This is a genomic window from Nocardiopsis chromatogenes YIM 90109, assembly GCF_000341185.1.
In the GTDB taxonomy this organism is placed as follows: domain Bacteria; phylum Actinomycetota; class Actinomycetes; order Streptosporangiales; family Streptosporangiaceae; genus Nocardiopsis_A; species Nocardiopsis_A chromatogenes.
Window position 1 is genome coordinate 29687 of the sequence record NZ_ANBH01000277.1, and the last position, 17457, is coordinate 47143.

At 74.1% G+C, this 17457-nt stretch carries 13 protein-coding genes and 1 pseudogene; 6 read left to right on the forward strand and 8 right to left on the reverse strand.

Annotation, left to right across the window (positions count from 1 at the left end; translation table 11 throughout):
* Positions 1-5: 5 nt before the first annotated feature.
* From D476_RS38285 to D476_RS0125330, 5 genes and pseudogenes are all read left to right on the forward strand, one after another.
* Positions 6-158, forward strand: coding sequence for a hypothetical protein (locus D476_RS38285; RefSeq protein WP_017626709.1), 153 nt, complete (start codon positions 6-8; stop codon positions 156-158).
* Entirely contained in the window at positions 155-1417 is a 1263-nt protein-coding gene (locus tag D476_RS0125315) for a glycoside hydrolase 5 family protein (RefSeq protein ID WP_017626710.1), read from the forward strand. Before D476_RS38285 ends, D476_RS0125315 begins: the two co-directional genes overlap by 4 nt.
* Positions 1414-3420 carry an endo-beta-N-acetylglucosaminidase gene (locus D476_RS0125320; protein WP_017626711.1) on the forward strand — a complete coding sequence of 669 codons (2007 nt, stop codon included), beginning with the start codon at positions 1414-1416 and terminating at the stop codon, positions 3418-3420. Before D476_RS0125315 ends, D476_RS0125320 begins: the two co-directional genes overlap by 4 nt.
* Before the next feature lie 52 nt (positions 3421-3472).
* Positions 3473-6543: pseudogene (locus D476_RS34510) on the forward strand (alpha-mannosidase).
* A 49-nt stretch (positions 6544-6592) separates the two neighbouring features.
* A complete protein-coding gene (locus tag D476_RS0125330) occupies positions 6593-7075 on the forward strand; it encodes a hypothetical protein (protein WP_017626715.1) in 483 nt (160 codons plus the stop codon).
* Between the two features lie 65 nt (positions 7076-7140).
* Here the strand turns inward: D476_RS0125330 and D476_RS0125335 are convergent, their stop codons facing one another.
* A complete protein-coding gene (locus D476_RS0125335) occupies positions 7141-7593 on the reverse strand; it encodes a MarR family winged helix-turn-helix transcriptional regulator (protein ID WP_017626716.1) in 453 nt (150 codons plus the stop codon).
* Between the two features lie 56 nt (positions 7594-7649).
* On the opposite strand from D476_RS0125335, the gene D476_RS0125340 reads away from it, so the two are divergent.
* Positions 7650-8123 (forward strand): nuclear transport factor 2 family protein, encoded by a 474-nt coding sequence (locus D476_RS0125340; protein ID WP_239648824.1) that lies wholly within the window; start codon positions 7650-7652, stop codon positions 8121-8123.
* Between the two features lie 59 nt (positions 8124-8182).
* On the opposite strand, the gene D476_RS0125345 is transcribed toward D476_RS0125340, so the two are convergent.
* From D476_RS0125345 to D476_RS34515, 7 genes are all read right to left on the reverse strand, one after another.
* Positions 8183-10333 (reverse strand): peptidase domain-containing ABC transporter, encoded by a 2151-nt coding sequence (locus tag D476_RS0125345; protein ID WP_017626718.1) that lies wholly within the window; start codon positions 10331-10333, stop codon positions 8183-8185.
* Positions 10333-13167, reverse strand: coding sequence for a type 2 lanthipeptide synthetase LanM (lanM, locus tag D476_RS0125350; protein ID WP_017626719.1), 2835 nt, complete (start codon positions 13165-13167; stop codon positions 10333-10335). Before lanM ends, D476_RS0125345 begins: the two co-directional genes overlap by 1 nt.
* A gap of 158 nt (positions 13168-13325) precedes the next feature.
* Positions 13326-13541, reverse strand: a complete 216-nt coding sequence (locus tag D476_RS0125355) for a class II lanthipeptide, LchA2/BrtA2 family (protein WP_017626720.1) — start codon at positions 13539-13541, stop codon at positions 13326-13328.
* Positions 13542-13663: 122 nt separating this feature from the next.
* A complete protein-coding gene (locus D476_RS0125360) occupies positions 13664-16669 on the reverse strand; it encodes a type 2 lanthipeptide synthetase LanM family protein (protein WP_017626721.1) in 3006 nt (1001 codons plus the stop codon).
* Positions 16670-16836: 167 nt separating this feature from the next.
* Positions 16837-17004 (reverse strand): hypothetical protein, encoded by a 168-nt coding sequence (locus D476_RS38290; RefSeq protein WP_017626722.1) that lies wholly within the window; start codon positions 17002-17004, stop codon positions 16837-16839.
* A gap of 28 nt (positions 17005-17032) precedes the next feature.
* Positions 17033-17215 (reverse strand): plantaricin C family lantibiotic, encoded by a 183-nt coding sequence (locus D476_RS0125370; protein WP_017626723.1) that lies wholly within the window; start codon positions 17213-17215, stop codon positions 17033-17035.
* Positions 17216-17254: 39 nt separating this feature from the next.
* On the reverse strand, positions 17255-17437 hold the full coding sequence (locus tag D476_RS34515; protein ID WP_017626724.1) for a plantaricin C family lantibiotic: 183 nt from the start codon (positions 17435-17437) through the stop codon (positions 17255-17257).
* Positions 17438-17457: the final 20 nt, after the last annotated feature.

Here is a 17457-nt window from a genome sequence, read left to right on the forward strand (position 1 = left end):
TCAACGTGGGGCTGGAGTACCTGCGCGGGACCTTCGTGGGGGACCAGCGGCTCATCGCCGCCGGGACGATCATCGCCGTCGCACCGCTGATCGCCCTCTTCTTCTCCCTGCAGCGCTACTTCTTCCGAGGCGTCAACGAAGGGGCCGTCAAAGGATGACCCGACTCAGGTTCGGAGCCAACTACACCCCCACCCGCGGCTGGTTCCACCACTGGCTCGACTTCGACGAGGACCAGGTCCGCGCCGACCTGGAGTCCGTCGCCGCCCTGGGCCTGGACCACGTACGCGTGTTCGCCCTGTGGCCGCTCTTCCAGCCCAACCGGGCGCTCATCCGCCCGCGCGCCGTCGAACAGCTCGTGCGCCTGGCCGAGATCGCCGGGGAGTGCGGTCTGGACGTGGCCGCCGACGCGCTGCAGGGCCACCTGTCCAGCTTCGACTTCCTGCCCGCCTGGACGCGCACCTGGCACCGCCGCAACCTGTTCACCGATCCCGAGGTGGCCGAGGGCACCGAGGCCTACCTGCGCACCCTGGCCGCCGCCCTGCACCAGTGCCCCAACTTCCTGGGCATGACCCTGGGCAACGAGTTCGACCAGTTCTCCGGCGACCCGCACCCCGACCCCGACCGGGTCGACCCGGCGGGCGCGGGCGCCTGGATCGAGCGCCTGCTCAAGGCCTGCGAGGACGCCGCCCCCGGGCGCATGCACCTGCACTCCGAGTACGACGCCGCCTGGTACCGCGACCACCACCCCTTCACCCCCGCCCACGCGGTCGGCCTGGGCCCGGCCACCACCGTGCACTCGTGGGTGTTCAACGGCACCGCCCAGCGGCACGGCCCGGACGGGGCGGCCTCCGGACACCACGCCGAGTACATGGTGGAGTTGGCCACCGCCTGGGCCGCCGACCCGCGCCGCCCGGTGTGGGTGCAGGAGGTCGGCGCGCCCGCCCCGTACGTGCCCGCCGACCGCGCGCCCGACTTCGCCGAGGCCACCGTGCGCAACGCCGTCTCCTCCGCCGCGACGTGGGGCGTCACCTGGTGGTGCTCGCACGACGTGGACCGGTCCCTGGCCGACTTCCCCAAGCACGAGTACGGCCTGGGGCTGATGACCGCCGACCGCGAGGCCAAGCCGCTCGGCCGCCGCCTGGCCCGGGTGGTCGGCGAGCTGCGGGAGCACCCGCCCGAGCCGCCCGTACGCCGTACCGCGGTGCGCTTCGACCCCGGACCCGACCCGCAGGATGCGCCGCGCCGGGCCCAGTTCGCGCCCGGGGGGAGCGTGTTCGAGGCCTGGGCCCGTCTGGCGGGGGAGGGGGTGCGGGCGGCGCTGGTGCGCGAGGACCGCGCCGACGACGCGGCCTACCTGAGCGAACGCGGCATCACCGAGGTCGTCGACCCCGACGAGGTCCGTGGAGGAACCCGATGATCCCCCGCCCCATCCCTCCGATCCCTCCATCCCGCCGCGCGGTGCTGGCGGGCGTACCGGCGGCCGCCCTGGCGACCGCCGTCCCCGGCCGCGCCGCTTCGGCGGCGCCCATACCGACCGCGCCGACCGAGAGGGCCGAGCGGACCGACGCCTTCGGCCCGCAGGCGGCCTACTGGTTCCCCGAGTCGGTCCCCGACGGCGAGCCCGACCCGGGCGTGGTCTGGCGGAGCCTGCTGGACTATGTGCCCGAGGACGACCCCGACCTGCCCTATAACACCTCCACTGTCCCCCTGGCCGACCGGCCGCCGTCCACCGGCGCGCGCGTGCAGTCGCTCGTCTCCTTCACCCCCACCTCCGGCAACCCCAGCCAGGGCGCGCCCGACGCGCGCTACTACGCCTTCACCGACTGGGCCCTGGTGGAGGAGCTGGTGTTCTGGGGCGGCTCCTCGTTCGAGGGGCTGATCCTGGCGCCCAACGCCCCCGTCGTCGATGCGGCGCACCGCAACGGCGTGCCCGTGCTGGGCACGGTGTTCCTCCCGCCCGCCGCCTACGGCGGCGACCTGCGCTGGACCAGGGAGCTGGTCCAGCGCGACGCCATGGGCGGATATCCCGTCGCCGACAAGCTCGCCGAGGTCGCCACCGCCTACGGATTCGACGGCTGGTTCATTAACGCCGAGACCGGAGGCGGCGACCGCGCGCTGGCCGAGGACATGCGGGGGTTCCTCAAGCACCTGAGGGCGGCCGCGCCGCTGCGCATCACCTGGTACGACTCCATGACGGTCGACGGCGGCATCGACTGGCGCAACCGCCTGGACGACGCCAACGAACCGTTCTTCCACGACGCCGACGGGCCCGTCGCCCACACGATGTTCCTCAACTTCGACTGGACTGCCCGGGGGCTCGCCGATTCCGCCGAGCGCGCGCGGGGTCTGGGGCGCGACCCCTATGAGCTGTGGGCCGGAGTGGACCTGGAGGCGAACGGCACCGGCACCCGCGTCGACTGGGACGCGCTGTTCGGGGCCGACCCGGACGGGAAGGTGTCCATCGGCTTCTACCGGCCCGAATGGACGCACACCTCCCTGCCCGAGGACGCCGGGCCGGAGGAGTTCCACCGCCGCGAGCAGCGGATGTGGCACACGGGCGAGGGGGTCTGGCCGGGCGTGTCCGCCCACGTGGACACGCGGGCGCCCGAGATCGCGCCGCCGTTCGCCACGGCCTTCAACACCGGCCACGGGCTGCGCTACGCCGTCGAGGGGAGCGTGCTGTCCGAAGGGGAGTGGAGCCACTTGGGCGTGCAGGACGTGCTTCCGCCCCGGCGCTGGCCGACAGGCGGAGACACGGCCCGGGTGGAGTTCGACTTCGCCGAGCCCTACCACGGCGGATCGTGTCTGAAAGTGAGCGGCATCGGCACCGAGCCGACCGACGTCGAGCTGTACCCGCTGGCGCTGCCCGACACCGGACCGGTAACGGTGGAGCTGGTCTACCGGGGCGCGGGCGTGGCCGTCGACGCGGGCATCGGCGGGCGGTGGCCCGACGCCCGAGGGGGCGAGGGCGCCGGAGGCCCGTGGCGGCGCACCCGGGTCCGCATCCCCGAGGGCACTGGGCCGGGCACGCTCACCCTCCGCCTGCGCGCCGAGGACCCCGGGAACGCGGACACCCCGGACGACGGCGCGGTGTGGCGGCTGGGCCTGCTGTGCATCACCGGCGACGGCGCCGCCCCGCCGCCTCCGCCCACGGACGCGCGCGTGGAGGACGCCCGGGCCACCGGCGAGGACGCGGCCGAACTGCGGCTGCGCTGGAACCCGGCGCGCGGCGCCCGCCACTACGAGCTCCTCCACGCCGCCCCGGAGGGCCCCGTGCTGCTCGGCGCCACCGCCACCCCCGCCTTCCACGTCCGTGAGCTGCGGCGGCGCGGCGGCGAGAGGTACGCACGGCTGGAGATCACCGCCGTCGGGCATGACTACGGGCGGTCGGCCGCCGCGGTGCTCCGCCACCGGTGGTGACCGGCGCACCCGCCGCGCCCCCTGACCGGCCCCGGCCCGAGAGAGAGGCAGAATGCACGACGACCGGCAACTGGTGGAGGACCGCGTCGCGCGCGTCCTCGAAGAGCGCATCCGCCCCGCCGTGTACCCGGAGCGGGCACCCATGGAGGTCGCCCGCTGGGACGCCCCCGGCGAGCCCGTCCCCGTGGCCGAGGGCCTGGCCGCCCCCTACCGCCCCGCCGAGACGGGCGAGCCGTGGGGCCCGCCCTGGGCGACCACCTGGTTCCGGCTGCGCGGCCGGGTGCCCGGGGAGTGGGCCGGGCGCACCGTGGAGGCCGTCGTCGACCTGGGCTTCGACGAGCGCATGCCCGGCTTCCAGTGCGAGGGCCTGGCCTACACCGCCGACGGCGCGGTGGTGAAAGGGCTCAGCCCGCGCAACCGGTGGCTGCGCGTGGCCGATTCGGCGCGGGCGGGGCAGCCGGTGGAGTACTTCGTGGAGGCCGCCGCCAACCCCGTCGTGCTGGGGGTGCCCCCGTTCCGGCCCACCGAGCTGGGCGACCGGCTCACCGCCCACGGCCGCCCGCTGTACCGCGTCGAATCGGTCGACCTGGCCGTCCTGGACCACGAGGTGTGGCACCTGGTGCACGACATCGAGGTGCTCGACCAGATGATGCGCGAACTGCCCGAGGGGGCCCCGCGCCGCTGGGAGGTGCTGCGCGCCCTGGAGCGCGCGCTCGACGCCGTCGACCTGCAGGACGTGCCGGGCACCGCGCAGGGCGCCCGCCGGGTGCTCGCCCCGGTGCTGGCCTCCCCGGCCGGGGAGGGGGCGCACCGCGTCTCGGCGGTCGGGCACGCCCACATCGACTCGGCGTGGCTGTGGCCGCTGCGCGAGACCGTGCGCAAGGTGGCGCGCACCGCCGCCAACGTCACCGCGCTCATGGACGACCACCCGGGCCTGGTGTTCGCCATGTCGCAGGCCCAGCAGCTCGCCTGGATCAAGGAGCACCGGCCCGAGGTGTACTCCAGGGTCAAGGAGAAGGCGGCCGAGGGCAGGTTCGTCCCGGTGGGCGGCATGTGGGTGGAGGCCGACACCAACATGCCCGGAGGGGAGGCCATGGCCCGCCAGTTCGTGTTCGGCAAGCGGTTCTTCGCCGAGGAGTTCGGGGTGGACACCAAGGAGGTGTGGCTGCCCGACTCCTTCGGCTACTCGGCGGCGCTGCCGCAGATCGTGCGCCTGGCCGGGGCCGAGTGGTTCCTGACCCAGAAGATCTCCTGGAACCGCACCAACCCCTTCCCGCACCACACCTTCCAGTGGGAGGGCATCGACGGGACCCGGGTGTTCACCCACTTCCCGCCGGTGGACACCTACAACTCCGACCTGTCGGGCCGGGAGCTGGCGCACGCGGTGCGCAACTTCCGCGACAAGGGCGGGGCGAGCCGGTCGCTGGTGCCGTTCGGCTGGGGCGACGGCGGGGGCGGGCCCACCCGGGAGATGCTGGGGCGCGCCGACCGGCTGGCCGACCTGGAGGGCTCGCCGCGGGTGCGCCTGGAGCGGCCCGACGCCTTCTTCGCCGCCGCCCGCGAGGACTACCCGGACCCGCCGGTGTGGCTGGGGGGGCGNACCTGGAGCTGCACCGGGCCACCTACACCAGCCAGGCCCGCACCAAGCAGGGCAACCGGCGCAGCGAGCACCTGCTGCGCGAGGCCGAGCTGTGGGCGGCCACGGCGGCGGTGCGCGCGGGGGCGGCCTACCCCTACGAGCGGCTGGAGGGGATCTGGAAGCGGGTGCTGCTGCACCAGTTCCACGACATCCTGCCCGGCACCTCCATCGCCTGGGTGCACCGGGAGGCGGCCGAGACCTACGAGGGGATCGCCCGCGAGCTGGAGGAGGTCGTCGGCGGCGCCCAGGCGGCCCTGCTCGACGCCGCCCCCGGCCCCGGGGGCCCCGAGGCCGGGGCGCCCGCGGTCTTCAACGCCTGCCCGCACGAGCGCGACGGCGTCCCCGCCTTGGGCGCGGGCCCGGCGACCCGGGCCCAGGACACCGGCGGGGCCGTGCGCCACACCCTCGACGGGGACGCGCACGTGCTCGACAACGGCCTGGTGCGGGCCGTCGTCGGCCCGGACGGGCTGCTGCGGTCGGTCGTCGACCTGGGCGCGGACGGCGGGCGGGGGCGCGAGGCGCTGGCGCCGGGCGGGCGCGGCAACCTGCTGCAGATCCACCCCGACTTCCCGAACATGTGGGACGCCTGGGACGTGGACTCCTTCTACCGCAACACCGTCACCGACCTGGACGGTGCCGACGACGTTTCCGCCGAGCCGCTGGACGGCGGGGCGTGGGCGGTGACCGCCCGGCGGAGCTTCGGCTCGTCCACGGCCGTCCAGCGCACCGTGCTGCGCCCGGGGGCGGCGCGGGTGGACATGGAGACGGAGGTGGACTGGCGCGAGGCCGAGAAGTTCCTCAAGGCGGCCTTCCCGCTGGACGTGCGCGCCGACGAGGCGGCCTCGGAGATCCAGTTCGGGCACGTGCGCCGCCCCGCGCACACCAACACCTCCTGGGACGCGGCCCGGTTCGAGACCTGCGCGCACCGGTGGATCCGGGTGGCCGAACCCGACTACGGGCACGCGCTGGTCAACGACTCCACCTACGGCCACGACGTGACGCGGGACGTGCGCGGCGACGGCGGCACGACCACGGCGGTGCGGCTGTCGCTGCTGCGGGCGCCGCGCTTCCCCGACCCGCGCACCGACCACGGCGTCCACCGGTTCGGCTACGCGCTGGTGCCCGGCGCGGCCGTGGCCGACGCGGTCCGCGAGGGGTACCGCATCAACCTCCCCGAGCGCACCGCCGCGCGGGGCGGGTCGGTCGCGCCGCTGGTGCGCGTGGAGGATGAAGGCGTGGTCGTGGAGGCGGTCAAACTCGCCGACGACCGCTCCGGCGACGTGGTGGTGCGCCTGTACGAAGCCCGGGGCGCGCGGGCGTCCACCCGGGTGGGGTTCGGCTTCGACGCGGGCAGGCCCGCCCGGGTCGACCTGCTCGAACGCCCGCTGGAGGGCGCCGCCGAACCGGTCCCCGACGGCGACGGGTGGCACCTGTCGCTGCGCCCCTTCGAGATCGCCACCCTGCGCGTACCGCGTAGCCTGTAACGCCCCCATCCCACCGCAGTGACCGCACGTGCGTCGGGAGGAGATCGAGATGAAGGGTCATGGGGCGGCCGTCCTCGCGGGAGCCGGGGCCCTGGCGGCGGCCGCCGCGGGGTGCGGCGCCGCACAAGGGGCGCAAGGCGCCTCGGGGAACCAGGGAGCCCAAGGGGACGGCGCCGACCTGCCCTCACGGGTGGTGTGCGAAGCGAACTACCGGGCCGGCGACACCGGCGCCGGGCAGGAGGACGCCACCCTGGAGGCCGAACGCACCGACGATATGGCCGGTGCCGAGGACACCGCCGAGTTCGAGGAGATGAGCATCGCGCTGAGGTACATCGGCGAGGCGCCCGAAGGCCGCATGATCTCCGTAGACGTCACCGATGCCACCGGGGACCGCATCGCGCGCGACCTGTACCAGCTCGGCACCCCGGCCGTGCAGGACATCGCGTTCAGCGGCGGCCACGGGTTCACCGGCCTGTCGTACGTCCACAGCGGTGAGGCCACCCTGCAGTACTGGTGCACCGCCGAGGAGTGAGGCCCCGCGCGTCCCGGCCCCTGGTGGGCCGGGGTGCGCGCTCCGGAACGGGACCCGAGAGGGCGTCATTCCGCTTCGGCGTGGTGCCGGTTCACCCGGGCCAGGAGGTCGGCCAGCACGGCCCGCTCGTCCGGGGTGAGCGGCGAGAACGCCCGCTGTTGGACCTCCTGCACACGCGCGTCCAGCTCGTGCAGGGCCCGTTCGCCGTCGCCGGTGAGGACGACCGTGTTGCGGCGCCGGTCGGCGGGGTCGGGGGCGCGGCGCACCAGCCCTCGCGCGGTCAGGTCGTCCAGGGCCGCCACGACGTCGCTGCGGTCCATCCCGCAGGCCTGCCCCAGCGCGGCCTGGCTGGCCGGACCGAGCTCGGCCGCGGCGGCCATCAGCGCGTAGTGGTGGGTGCGGTACTCCCCGAGCCCTTCGGCCACCAGGCGCTGGACCTGGGCGGCCGTGCGGGTGAGCAGGCGGCTGGGCAGGCGGCGCAGCCGTTCGGGGGGCTGTGCGGCGGGTCGGGCGGTCATGCGGGAATCCTAGCCGACTGTTGGCAGCACCAACGAATTCGTGTACGGTCGCCGCCATGAACGTTGGTGTGACCAATGAAAAGGGCGGCGGGGACGCCGCGGAGGACACCGTGGCCCGCCTCGCGGACCGCGCCGAGATCACCGACCTGCTCTCCCGGCACGGCCGGTGGCTGGACGACAAGCGCTTCGACGACGTGCGGAGCGTCTTCACCGAGGACGCCGTGGTCGTCGTCGGCTCCGGCGAGGTGCAGGGCGCGGACCGCGTCGCCGGGCTGGCCGCGCGCAGCCACGGCCCGTTCGCGCGCACGCACCACCTGACGACCAACCCGCTGGTGGAGGTCGAAGGCGACCGCGCCGTGCTCGGCGCCCAGCAGATCGCGGTGTTCTGCCGGGAGGGGGAGGCCCCCGAATTCACCGTAGGCGAGGAGTACCGGATGGAGGCGGTCCGCACCCCTGAGGGCTGGCGCCTGTCCCGCGTGGAGGGCGACCTCCTCTGGCGCCTCGACCACGCGACCGGAGTCGGACGGTAGGCGGTGGTGGCCGGTCCGGCCGCCTCCCCGAGGCAGGGGGGCGGCCGGACCGGTGCACCTCACACCCTGCCCAGCACCTCCTGGGAGCGGACCAGGTCGGCGTACTTGCCGGAGGAGGCCATCAGCTCCTCGTGGGCGCCGATCTGGACGACCCGCCCCTTGTCCAGGACCACGACGAGGTCGGCGGCGGCGATGGTCGACAGGCGGTGCGCGATGATGATCCGGGTGCACCGAAGGGCGTCGAGGGTGGACGCGATCCGCGACTCGGTCACCGTGTCCAGCGCGTTGGTGGCCTCGTCCAGCACCAGCACCCGCGGGTCGCGGGCCAGCGCCCGGGCGATCGCGATCCGCTGGCGCTGCCCGCCCGAGAGCGTGTTCCCCATCTCACGGACCTGGGTGTGGTAGCCCAAAGACATCGCCTGGACGTCCTCGTCGAGGTCGGCGCGGACGGCCGCCGCCCGGACCCCGTCCAGGGTCAGGTCGGGCAGCCCGAAGCGGATGTTGTCGGCGATGCTGCGGTTGCTCAGCACGATCTCCTGGGGCACGTAGGCCACGGCCCGGTAGAACGACTCCGCGGAGATCGCGCCGATGGGCACCCCGTCGAACGCGATCTCGCCGCTCTGGGCCGGGTAGAGCCCCATCAGGAGCTTGCCGAGGGTGCTCTTGCCCGACCCGGTCCCGCCGACGACGGCCACGCACGAGCCCGCGGGAGCCTCGAACGACACGCCCTCCAGCACCGGCGTGCGCCCGCCCGGGTAGGTGAACCGCAGGTCCCGGACCGACACGTCCCCGCGAACCTCGTGCGGCCGGTCCCCGAACACCGCCTCGCCGTCGGGCTGGTGCACGATGTCGCCGATCCGCGACACCTGGGCATTGGCCGTGATGAGCTGGTTGAACACCGAGGTCAGCGACATCACCGTCGCCAGCCCGGTGGCGGTCAGGCTCTGCACGGCCACGGCCGAGCCGATGTCCAGGCGCCCGCCCGCCACCAGCCACAGCCCGAGCCCCAGCACCAACAGCGGCCCGAAGGTCTGCAGGGCCGCGTAGCCGCTGGTCGCCATCCCCTGCAGCACGATCCTGCGCCAGGTGTGGCGCATCGCCCCGGCGTACACCTTGCGCCAGTCGGCGAAGAAGGAGTCGGACATACCGGAGACCTTCAGCGTCTCGATGGCCGCCATCGCCTCCATCTGGATCGCGCTGGACTCGGCCGTCGCGCCGATCTCGCGGTCGGTCGTGGAGCGGACCGGACGGTAGGAGGCCACGGCGATGGCGGCCATCAGTGCCATCACCGCCACCACCACCGCGCCCAGCAGCGGCGACCGCAGGAAGATGTAGGTCAGGGCGACGGCGAGGCTGCCGATGTCCAGGAGCGTCGCCGCCACCTGGTTGGAGATCATGTCCCGTACCGCGGCGATGCTCGACAGCCGGTACACCAGCTCGCCCTGGGAGCGGCTGGAGAAGTACTTGTAGGGCAGGCTCAGCAGCTTGCGGAAGGTCTGCCCCATCATGGCCTCGCCCAGGCGGCGGATGACCGAGGCCAGGCACAGCGCCCGCAGCGCCGAGAACGCGAAGTGCAGCGCCATCGGTACCAGGAACGCCACCGCGAGCAGGGCCGCCGGGGTCTGCTCGATGAAGGCGCCGCGGCTGTTGATGGCGAACTGCACCGCGAGGGGCACGGCGAGGGTGAACGCGTACAGCACCAGCGAGACCGCGAACGCGCCGGACAGCAGCCACTTGGCGCCCGCGGCGGTGCGCAGGAACGTCCACCACATGCTCGGTTCGCGGTGGCGGACCGGGACGTAGCCCTCTGCGGGCACGGCCTCCAGCACGACGCCGCTGTAGTGCTCGTCGAACTCCTCGAAGGAGTAGCGGCGCCTGCCTCCAGCGGGGTCGACCACGGTGATGCCGTGGCGTCCGATGCGCTCGACCACGACGAGGTGGCTGTCGTCCCAGTAGGCGATCAGCGGCAGGGCCAGCTCGGGCATCCGGTCCCGCCCCGCCCGGAACGTGCGCACCCGCATCCTGTACCCGCGCAGGATGTCCACGACGTCGTGCATGGACAACCCGTCGCGGCCGGTCTCGTAGGCGCGCCGCAGGGCCGCCACCGTGCCGTGCGAGCCGTGCGCCGAGAGCACCATCGCGATACAGCACAGGCCGCACTCGGTCTGGGCGAATTGCTGGACCTCCCGGACCCGGCGAGCGCGCCCCATCAGCGCCCTCCCAGGCAGCGCGGCAGCCGGACGGCCGGGTCCTGCAGCATGAGCCGGGCGTAGTGCCAGCCGGAAAGGCCCACCATGAAGGAGGGCAGGGCCGTGGTGGCCCCGACGCCGCAGCGCCATCCGCCGTCGGCGTGGCGGTCGAGGAACCGCGATTCCAGCTCCTTGGCCCAGGTGCGGGCCTCGGGCCAGTCCAGGCGGTCGGCGAGCCAGGCCAGCACGGCGATCCGTCCGGCCGCACCGTGGCACATGCTGATGTCACCGGTGATGGGCCCGTGGGCCGCGCGCTCGGCCTCCTCGCCGATCGCGTCGTGGATCTCCCGCGGCGTGCGGCCGAGCACCGCCAGGGCCTTGGCCAGGGCGAAGGCGATACCGGCGTAGCCCTTGCACCACCCCGCCGCGTCGTCGGGGGTGTCCAGCACGTCGTCGCGCCAGCGGTACCGCAGGTAGGCGCCGGTGAGCGCCTCCAGGTGCTCCCGCGCGCGCCCGTCGGGGTCGGCGCCCGCGGTGATGCCCGCGCTCAGCGCCGCCACCCGGCCGAACCGGCCGTGCGCCAGGCCCAGCTCCCCTTGGTGCTCGCCGCTGTGCTCACCGGGTGGGCCGTCGACCTCGACCAGGCGCCGGACGAGGTCCTCGGGGCCGTACCCGGGCAGGCGCGGAGCGCCAGGGTCGTCGTACTCGGCGAGGTGGACGAGGTAGCCGCCGAGCCCGTTGAGGTAGTCGAGGTCGTCGGCGGTGAGCGCCTCGGGGTCGGCGGAGGTCTCCGCCTCCAGGGTGACCGCCGGCGCGGCGTCCTCGGTCCCGCCCAGGTCCAGGGCCACCGCCCGCATGGACAGGGCCCCCGTGAACGGGGACAGGCCCAGAGGCGCGGCGGCGGAGGGGAGTTCTCGGGGCAGGGCCGTGCGCAGGGCGGCCGCGGAGTCGACACCGCCGGGCCTCTCGGTGCCATCGGCGGCGCGCAGCCGGGCCAGGGTGAGCAGGAGCCCGCCGCTCTCGTAGAGGGACGGGTAGAGGACGTCGAGGCGCAGGTCGTTGCCCTGCAGGCGCGGCATCAGCCAGGTCGGGCGCTCCGGGGCGCCGAGGGCGAGGTCGTCGATGGTGCGGACCAGCTCGCCGGGGTCGGTCAGCGGAGACGTCCGTGCGGCGGCAGGTCCGGCCGCGGGCGCCTGGGCAGGGCGGTCGGTCCAGGGATCATCGGTGGAGGTGGCCAAACCGAAGCGGATGTAGCTCGGGTCCCGCCGCTCCGGGCGGGCGAAGAACGCCTCGATGTTGTCGAGGGCGGCCTCCCGCGGCGTGCGCACCACGGCGCCGGGCACTTCCTCGCCGCCGTTGCACAGCAGCGCCGTGGAGTCGCACTCCACCTCGAAGAAGGGGGTGTCCAGGCCGAGCATGGCGTGGGCCTCCTCGGAGCAGACCTCCTCGGCGACGCTGCGGCGCAGGCCGCGGTGGCGCCTGGGCAGCCGGTCGAGCAGGTCCAGCCGGTCGGCGCGCCCGGCCAGGTGGGCGGGGTGGGTCGAGGCCTCCAGGAAGCGGTAGTACACGAAGGTCGGCCGGACGAGCTGGCGTACCGACCAGCCGTCCGTGGTGCGCACCGCCTCCACGGCCGTCTCCCGGACCGTGCGCAGCCGGGCGCGCCCCTCCTCGAAACCGGTGACCAGCTCGTCCTCCCAGAGGCGGGGGTCGAGCTGTTCTCCGCCGATGCGGGCCACGTTGTCGCCGCGCACCGCGACGACCGGGGCCGTGTCGAACCTGATGTCGTCGGTGCCCGCGTCGACGATCGCGAACGACTCCAGTCGCTTCGAATGGTCGGTGCGCACGCTGCCGAGGGCGGAGAAGTCGATGTCGAGGATCTCGCCGGTGTAGCGCACCGGGAACATCAGTGTGTTGAGGACGGAGGCCTCGACGTCGGCGGCCTGCGGGGCACCCTCGGTGTCCGCGGCGGCCGAGGACGGGTTCGGCAGGCCGACCAGGGTCTCCAGGTCGATGAGGACCGGGCCGTCGGCGGTGGCGATGACGTTCTCGTGGTGCAGGTCCCCGGTCCCGAACATGCTCAGCAGCGCGGCGCAGCGGCCGAACCTGCGGAAGTACAGGGCCGCCTGCCGCTCGTCGGCCGGTTCGGAGTAGACGGCCCGCGCCTGCCACAGATGGTCGTCCCGTTCCAGGGTGTCCGGGCACAGCGGCCCGAAGAAGTCCCCGCCGGGATCGGCGGCCCCGCGCACGGCCTGCAGGATGCGCAGCGCGGTGCGCGCCTGCGGCTTGTACACCAGGGTGGTGCCGTTCTCCCACGTCACGAAGCACACGGTGGCGCCTCGGCGGTGGCTGTCGCCCGCGCCCGGCTCCACCGCGACGACCGGACCGGCGGTGCCGAAGCGTTCGCGCAGCAGGCCGCCGTCCTCGTCGGCGGCCGCGAGCACGGCCTCCGCCAGGTCCATGCGCCTGCGGGCGAACAGCTCCAGGAGCCGCTCCAGCTCGGGGAAGGCGTCCAGGATGCGGCGGCGCCCCTCATCGCTGCCGACCCGGTCGTGGAACGCGACGTAGCCGGGTGCCGGTTCCTCCTCGGCGCGGGCCGCGTGGAAGGCGGTGACCAGCGAGCGGATCCCGATCCAGTGCAGGCCGTCCAGCACGCTGCCCAGGACGGAACGGACGAGTGCGACGCGGCCGTCGGCGGCCGCCCGGCACAGCACGAGCCGCTCCGCGCACGCGTCGAGGACGGGCCGGTGGAAACGGCCGAACACGCCGCTCTTGGCGGCGATGAGCTCATCGATGACGCGCTCCGTCTCGGCGGGCGCGGTCCCGGCGGGCGCGCGCCGGGCGGCGGCATCGGACATGGAGACCTCCAGGGGACGTGGTGCGCGGCCGCGCCGGTGGAGGCGCGGCGCGGCCGGGGCGCCCGCCGGGGCGGACGGAGGCACGGTGGGCGCCCCGGCGGGCGGAGGAGGGCGCCCCGGCGCGGACGCACCGGGGCGCGAGTGGTGTGCCGGTCGGGTCAGGTGCCCGCGCAGCGGCTGGTGCAGGCAGTGCTGGGGCAGTTGTCGCCCATCGCGGCGCTGATGGCGGTCGCCGAGGCCACCGTGGCGCTGATGGCGGGCGTGCTTTGGGCCTGGGCGTCGCCGCCGGCGAAGCCCGCCGGGGGTTCGGCGAGCTCGACCAGCTCGTCCACGGAGATGTACCCGGTGGACCTGTCCATGGGCAGGTTGCTCATGGCCGTATCCCTTCTTGTCGTTCTCTGCAGAGGCCGCCGACGGGGTGCCGGGGCCCGATCGTGGGCGGCGCACCGAGGCGGCCCATGGGCTGTCGGGAGGGGCCGGTGCGCCGGTGCGGCGGTCAGTCCAGCCGCAGGAGGGAGGGGAAGGCCTCCGGTTCGAGGTGGCGCAGGATGGACCAGGCAGTCCCCGGGCGGCCGAGCATCAGGCTGCGGCTGTAGGCGTAGCGCGTGTCCCACCGGGCCGGATAGCGCTCCAGCACCGCGTCGAACAGGCGCTCATAGAGCCCGTCGACGGTTCCCGCCGGGAACAGGTCCGGCCGCTCCCGGGCGGCGAGGAGCACGACCTCGGCGGTACCGAGGTCCCCGTGGCAGTAGCTGGGGTTGTTGCCGAACCCGTGGGCGAGCGTCAGCTCCGCCATTCGGGCGATCTGGCGTTCGGGGACGGCCTCCGGTGCGTGGCCGTTCACCTGCAGCGCTCCCAGCAGCAGTCCGGGTGCCCCATGGCACCAGGCGAAGGAACGCTCCTCGCCGTCCCATTCGCGGGGCCAGTCGCGGTCGCGGGGGTCCTGGGCGCCGGCGATGCCGTGCGCGAGGAGGAGGCCCATCCCGCGGGCGCGCTCATCGCCGAAGACCGCCGCGTACTCCAGCAGGTGAGGAGCGATCCCGATGGTGCCGTGGGCGTATCCGGTGTGCCCGGTGGCGCGTCCGTCCGGGCCGGTGTCGGCGAGCAGGTGCAGCTCTGTGTCGGCGGCCAGGCGGGCGGCGCGGGCGATGCGTTCCCGCTCGCGGGCGTCCGCGCAGTTCCGGTGCAGCGACAGGAGGACGGCCAGTGCCCCGGCGGCGCCGCCGACGAGGTCGGACTCGGTGCACCCGTCGAGCGTTCGCGCGATGGCCTCGGCCAGGTCACCGGAGCCCGCGCCGGAGTCGTGGCCCAGCAGGCGTTTGGCCGTGGCCAGTGCGTAGGCCACTCCGGCGATCCCGCCGTAGGCGCCGGGCGGGGAGGGAAGGCCGCCGGGGCCGTCGTCGGCGAACCCCCGCTCCAGAGGGTCCAGCACGGCCAGTGCGGTGTCCCGGAAGTCCTGGCGGCCGGTCGCCCGCGCCAGCCCGGCCAGCACCAGCGCCGCCCCGCTCGTCCCGCTGTACAGGTCGGCCCCGAGCACGCCAGGGCTCCACTGCAGGTCGTCGAGGGTCGCGATCTGCGGTGCGAGCCACGTGGCGGGCGAGTCCGCGTCGTCGCCGCCGATGACCGAGGACACCAGATCGTCCCCGATGCGCACGGCCTCGGCCAGCAGCCGGGAGCGGCCCACGGGCGCGGTGGGCGCGCGGCCGCCGTCGGCCGCCGCCGGTGCGAACCCGGTGGTCTCCTTGTCCAAGGGCAACCGCGCGACGAACGCCAGGTCGACCATGTGCAGCTGGCGCTCGATCTCCTCCTCGTCCAACGCGAGGATCCGGCCGCGGACCGTATCGGCCGGGGGCTCCTCGAAGGCGTCGGCGCGTACGACGGCCCCGTCCGCCTCCACAGCGGTCGAACGCCCGGTGTAGGAGAAGTAGGGCACGTCGCCCGCGGCGAGCTGGGCGGCCTCGGCGCGGGTCAGGTCGTCGACGGCCCCCTTGGTCAGCGCCACCCGGTGCAGCAGGGCCGCGCGGACGAGGGGGTCGGCCACGGCCTCGGGGTGGCGCGCCATGCGCAGCAGCTGCGCGTAGAAGGCCGTGGGTTCGGCGACGTAGCGGAACCGGGCGTCGGCCAGGTACTCCTCGACGGCGGCCGCCGTCTCGGAGCGGTGGCGGGCCGCGAACTCCAGCACACGCCGCAGCTCGCGCTTGATGGTGTCGCGCTGGGCCTCCGGGGTCGCCCTGTCGGCACCGCGGTCGGCGCCCACGGCGGTCTCCCCGTCGGAACCGGGCGCGGTGGCGGTGACGAGCTCGGTGTGCATGTCGTCGCGCCCGTGGTTGCGCACCCGCAGGGCGCGGTAGGGGGACTGCTGTCCGGCCTCGTAGCCGACGACACCGACGTGCATGCCGCTGTCGGCGCCCGGCTGCCGCATCACCATCGGCAGCAGGCCCATGCAGGCCACCGATTCGATGAGGCGGCGCCGGGCGGCCGTCCAAGCGGAGTCGGCGGCCTCGGGCATCCGCCAGCGCGGGGCGAAGAGGGTCTCGGCGTCGATGACGGTCGGCCCCGCGGGGGAGGCGAGGACGTTCTCGAAGTGGATGTCGACGCCTTTGACCAGGTAGAGAACGCCCGCGAGCCGTCCGAGGGCCGCGTCGTACTCCTCGGTGGTGCCCGAGAACGGCCCCGCGGTGACGAACGCGCTGAAGCCTCCGGCTCCGGCGGGCAGGTAGCGCACGGTCGGCAGGGTGCTCCCCATGCGCCGGTTCACCCAGTCCACGAAGGCGTTGTAGCCGCGTTCGGCCTGGACCGGCCGCGGCTTGTAGAGGATCCGGCCGCCGTCGTCGAACGCGACCTCGGCCACCGACAGGCCGCCGTTGTGGGTGTCGCCCCTCCCGAGCCGGACCGAGGTGATCCTGCTGCCCACCCGCACACCGGGCATGTCGCGGTCGAGGGCCGCACGGTTGCGCCCGACCTCGCCGATGATGGAGAGGAGGTGGTCCGCGGCCGCCCGCACCTGGGCACGGCACGAGTGGAACAGGTGGGGGTAGCGGCCGAGCAGGTGACGGTGGCCGTCCGGGCTGTTCGTCCAGCGGCGGAAGCTCCGGTAGCGCTCCTCGGCGGTCGCGCCCTCCAAGCCGCCGCTGCTGCGCAGCCGGTACAGCTCTTCGAGCAGGACGCGGACCATGGCGGCGCCCGTCCGCTCGGTCTGGTCGGCGATGAATCCGGTGGCGATGTCGCTGTCGGGGGCGACCTGCGGGGAGGCGGCGATCCGCGCCGCGAGCCCGTCGGACCAGGCCCGGGTCCAGTAGGCGAAGTAATCCTGCATCCCGCCCTCGGCGTCGGCCTCGGGATCGTAGGCGGGCGGAGGAGGGAACTCGCCCTCACCGGCGGGTGCATCGGCCGACACCGCGGAGAGCTGCTCCACCAGGGCCTCGCGCAGCTCGTCGGAGTCGAGTTCGGGCAGGTACTTGTCGATGACGACGCGGGCGGCTTCCGCCCCGTGACCGTCCACCGTGGCAACTCCAGATTCGCATCGTCCCGACCGGCGGGAACCGGGCATCGTGGCCGCGGACCGCCCGGGAGGCCAGTGCGGGGCCGGTCGCCTCGCACGCGCCGCCCGGGACGGTCCGCGGTGGGCCCTTCGGGATGGAACGTCCCGTCGGGGCCTCAGCGGTCGTTCTAGGGCTCGACGGGCCGACAGATGTCGGTGGTGTGGGTACAGAGGATGGTGAGCGGGTTCTGGCAGGTGAAGCTGAGGGTGTTCGGTGCGGCGTCGGCGCCGAAGGTGATGCCCTTCAGGTTCTGGTCGTCGATCTCCGTGAGGATCCCGGCGTTGGGGTTCGCCATGGATTGCTCCTTGCCGTTTTCCGGGGCTTCAGCAGCCGTCCTGGCACTCGACGGTGAGCGTGCAGACCTGCCCCGGGTTTCCGAGGGCCTGGCTGATGCCGATGCACGGCATGCCGGTGATCGTGTTCGGGGAGGTGTCGGCCCCGAATGCGATCTTCTGGAGGTTCTGGTCGTCGATCTCTGCCAGAATTCCGGCGTTGGGGTTCGCCATGGATTTCTCCTTTTCGTTTTCAGCTGAAGTCAGGGGCCCTCAGCAGCCGTCCTGGCATTCCACGGTGAGCGTGCAGACGCGTCCTTCGTTGCCGATGACCGCGCTGATGACGATGGTGCAGCCGTTGCTGATGGTGTTGGGGTGGGCGTCGGCGCCGAAGGCGATCCGCGCCAGGCCCTGCTCACCGATCTCCTCAAGGATTCCCGCGTTCGGGTTCGACATGGTACGGCCCTCCGGTCGCT

What these genes read in the sequence shown, in the direction of transcription:
- D476_RS0125355 (WP_017626720.1), bottom strand. Translation starts at nt 13,541, where the DNA reads ATGAGCAACCTGCCCATGGACAGGTCCACCGGGTACATCTCCGTGGAC.
- D476_RS38290 (WP_017626722.1), bottom strand. Translation starts at nt 17,004, where the DNA reads ATGGCGAACCCCAACGCCGGGATCCTCACGGAGATCGACGACCAGAAC.
- D476_RS0125345 (WP_017626718.1), bottom strand. Translation starts at nt 10,333, where the DNA reads ATGGGGCGCGCTCGCCGGGTCCGGGAGGTCCAGCAATTCGCCCAGACC.
- D476_RS0125340 (WP_239648824.1), top strand. Translation starts at nt 7,650, where the DNA reads ATGAACGTTGGTGTGACCAATGAAAAGGGCGGCGGGGACGCCGCGGAG.
- D476_RS0125330 (WP_017626715.1), top strand. Translation starts at nt 6,593, where the DNA reads ATGAAGGGTCATGGGGCGGCCGTCCTCGCGGGAGCCGGGGCCCTGGCG.
- D476_RS0125335 (WP_017626716.1), bottom strand. Translation starts at nt 7,593, where the DNA reads ATGACCGCCCGACCCGCCGCACAGCCCCCCGAACGGCTGCGCCGCCTG.
- lanM (WP_017626719.1), bottom strand. Translation starts at nt 13,167, where the DNA reads ATGTCCGATGCCGCCGCCCGGCGCGCGCCCGCCGGGACCGCGCCCGCC.
- D476_RS34515 (WP_017626724.1), bottom strand. Translation starts at nt 17,437, where the DNA reads ATGTCGAACCCGAACGCGGGAATCCTTGAGGAGATCGGTGAGCAGGGC.
- D476_RS0125370 (WP_017626723.1), bottom strand. Translation starts at nt 17,215, where the DNA reads ATGGCGAACCCCAACGCCGGAATTCTGGCAGAGATCGACGACCAGAAC.
- D476_RS0125320 (WP_017626711.1), top strand. Translation starts at nt 1,414, where the DNA reads ATGATCCCCCGCCCCATCCCTCCGATCCCTCCATCCCGCCGCGCGGTG.
- D476_RS0125315 (WP_017626710.1), top strand. Translation starts at nt 155, where the DNA reads ATGACCCGACTCAGGTTCGGAGCCAACTACACCCCCACCCGCGGCTGG.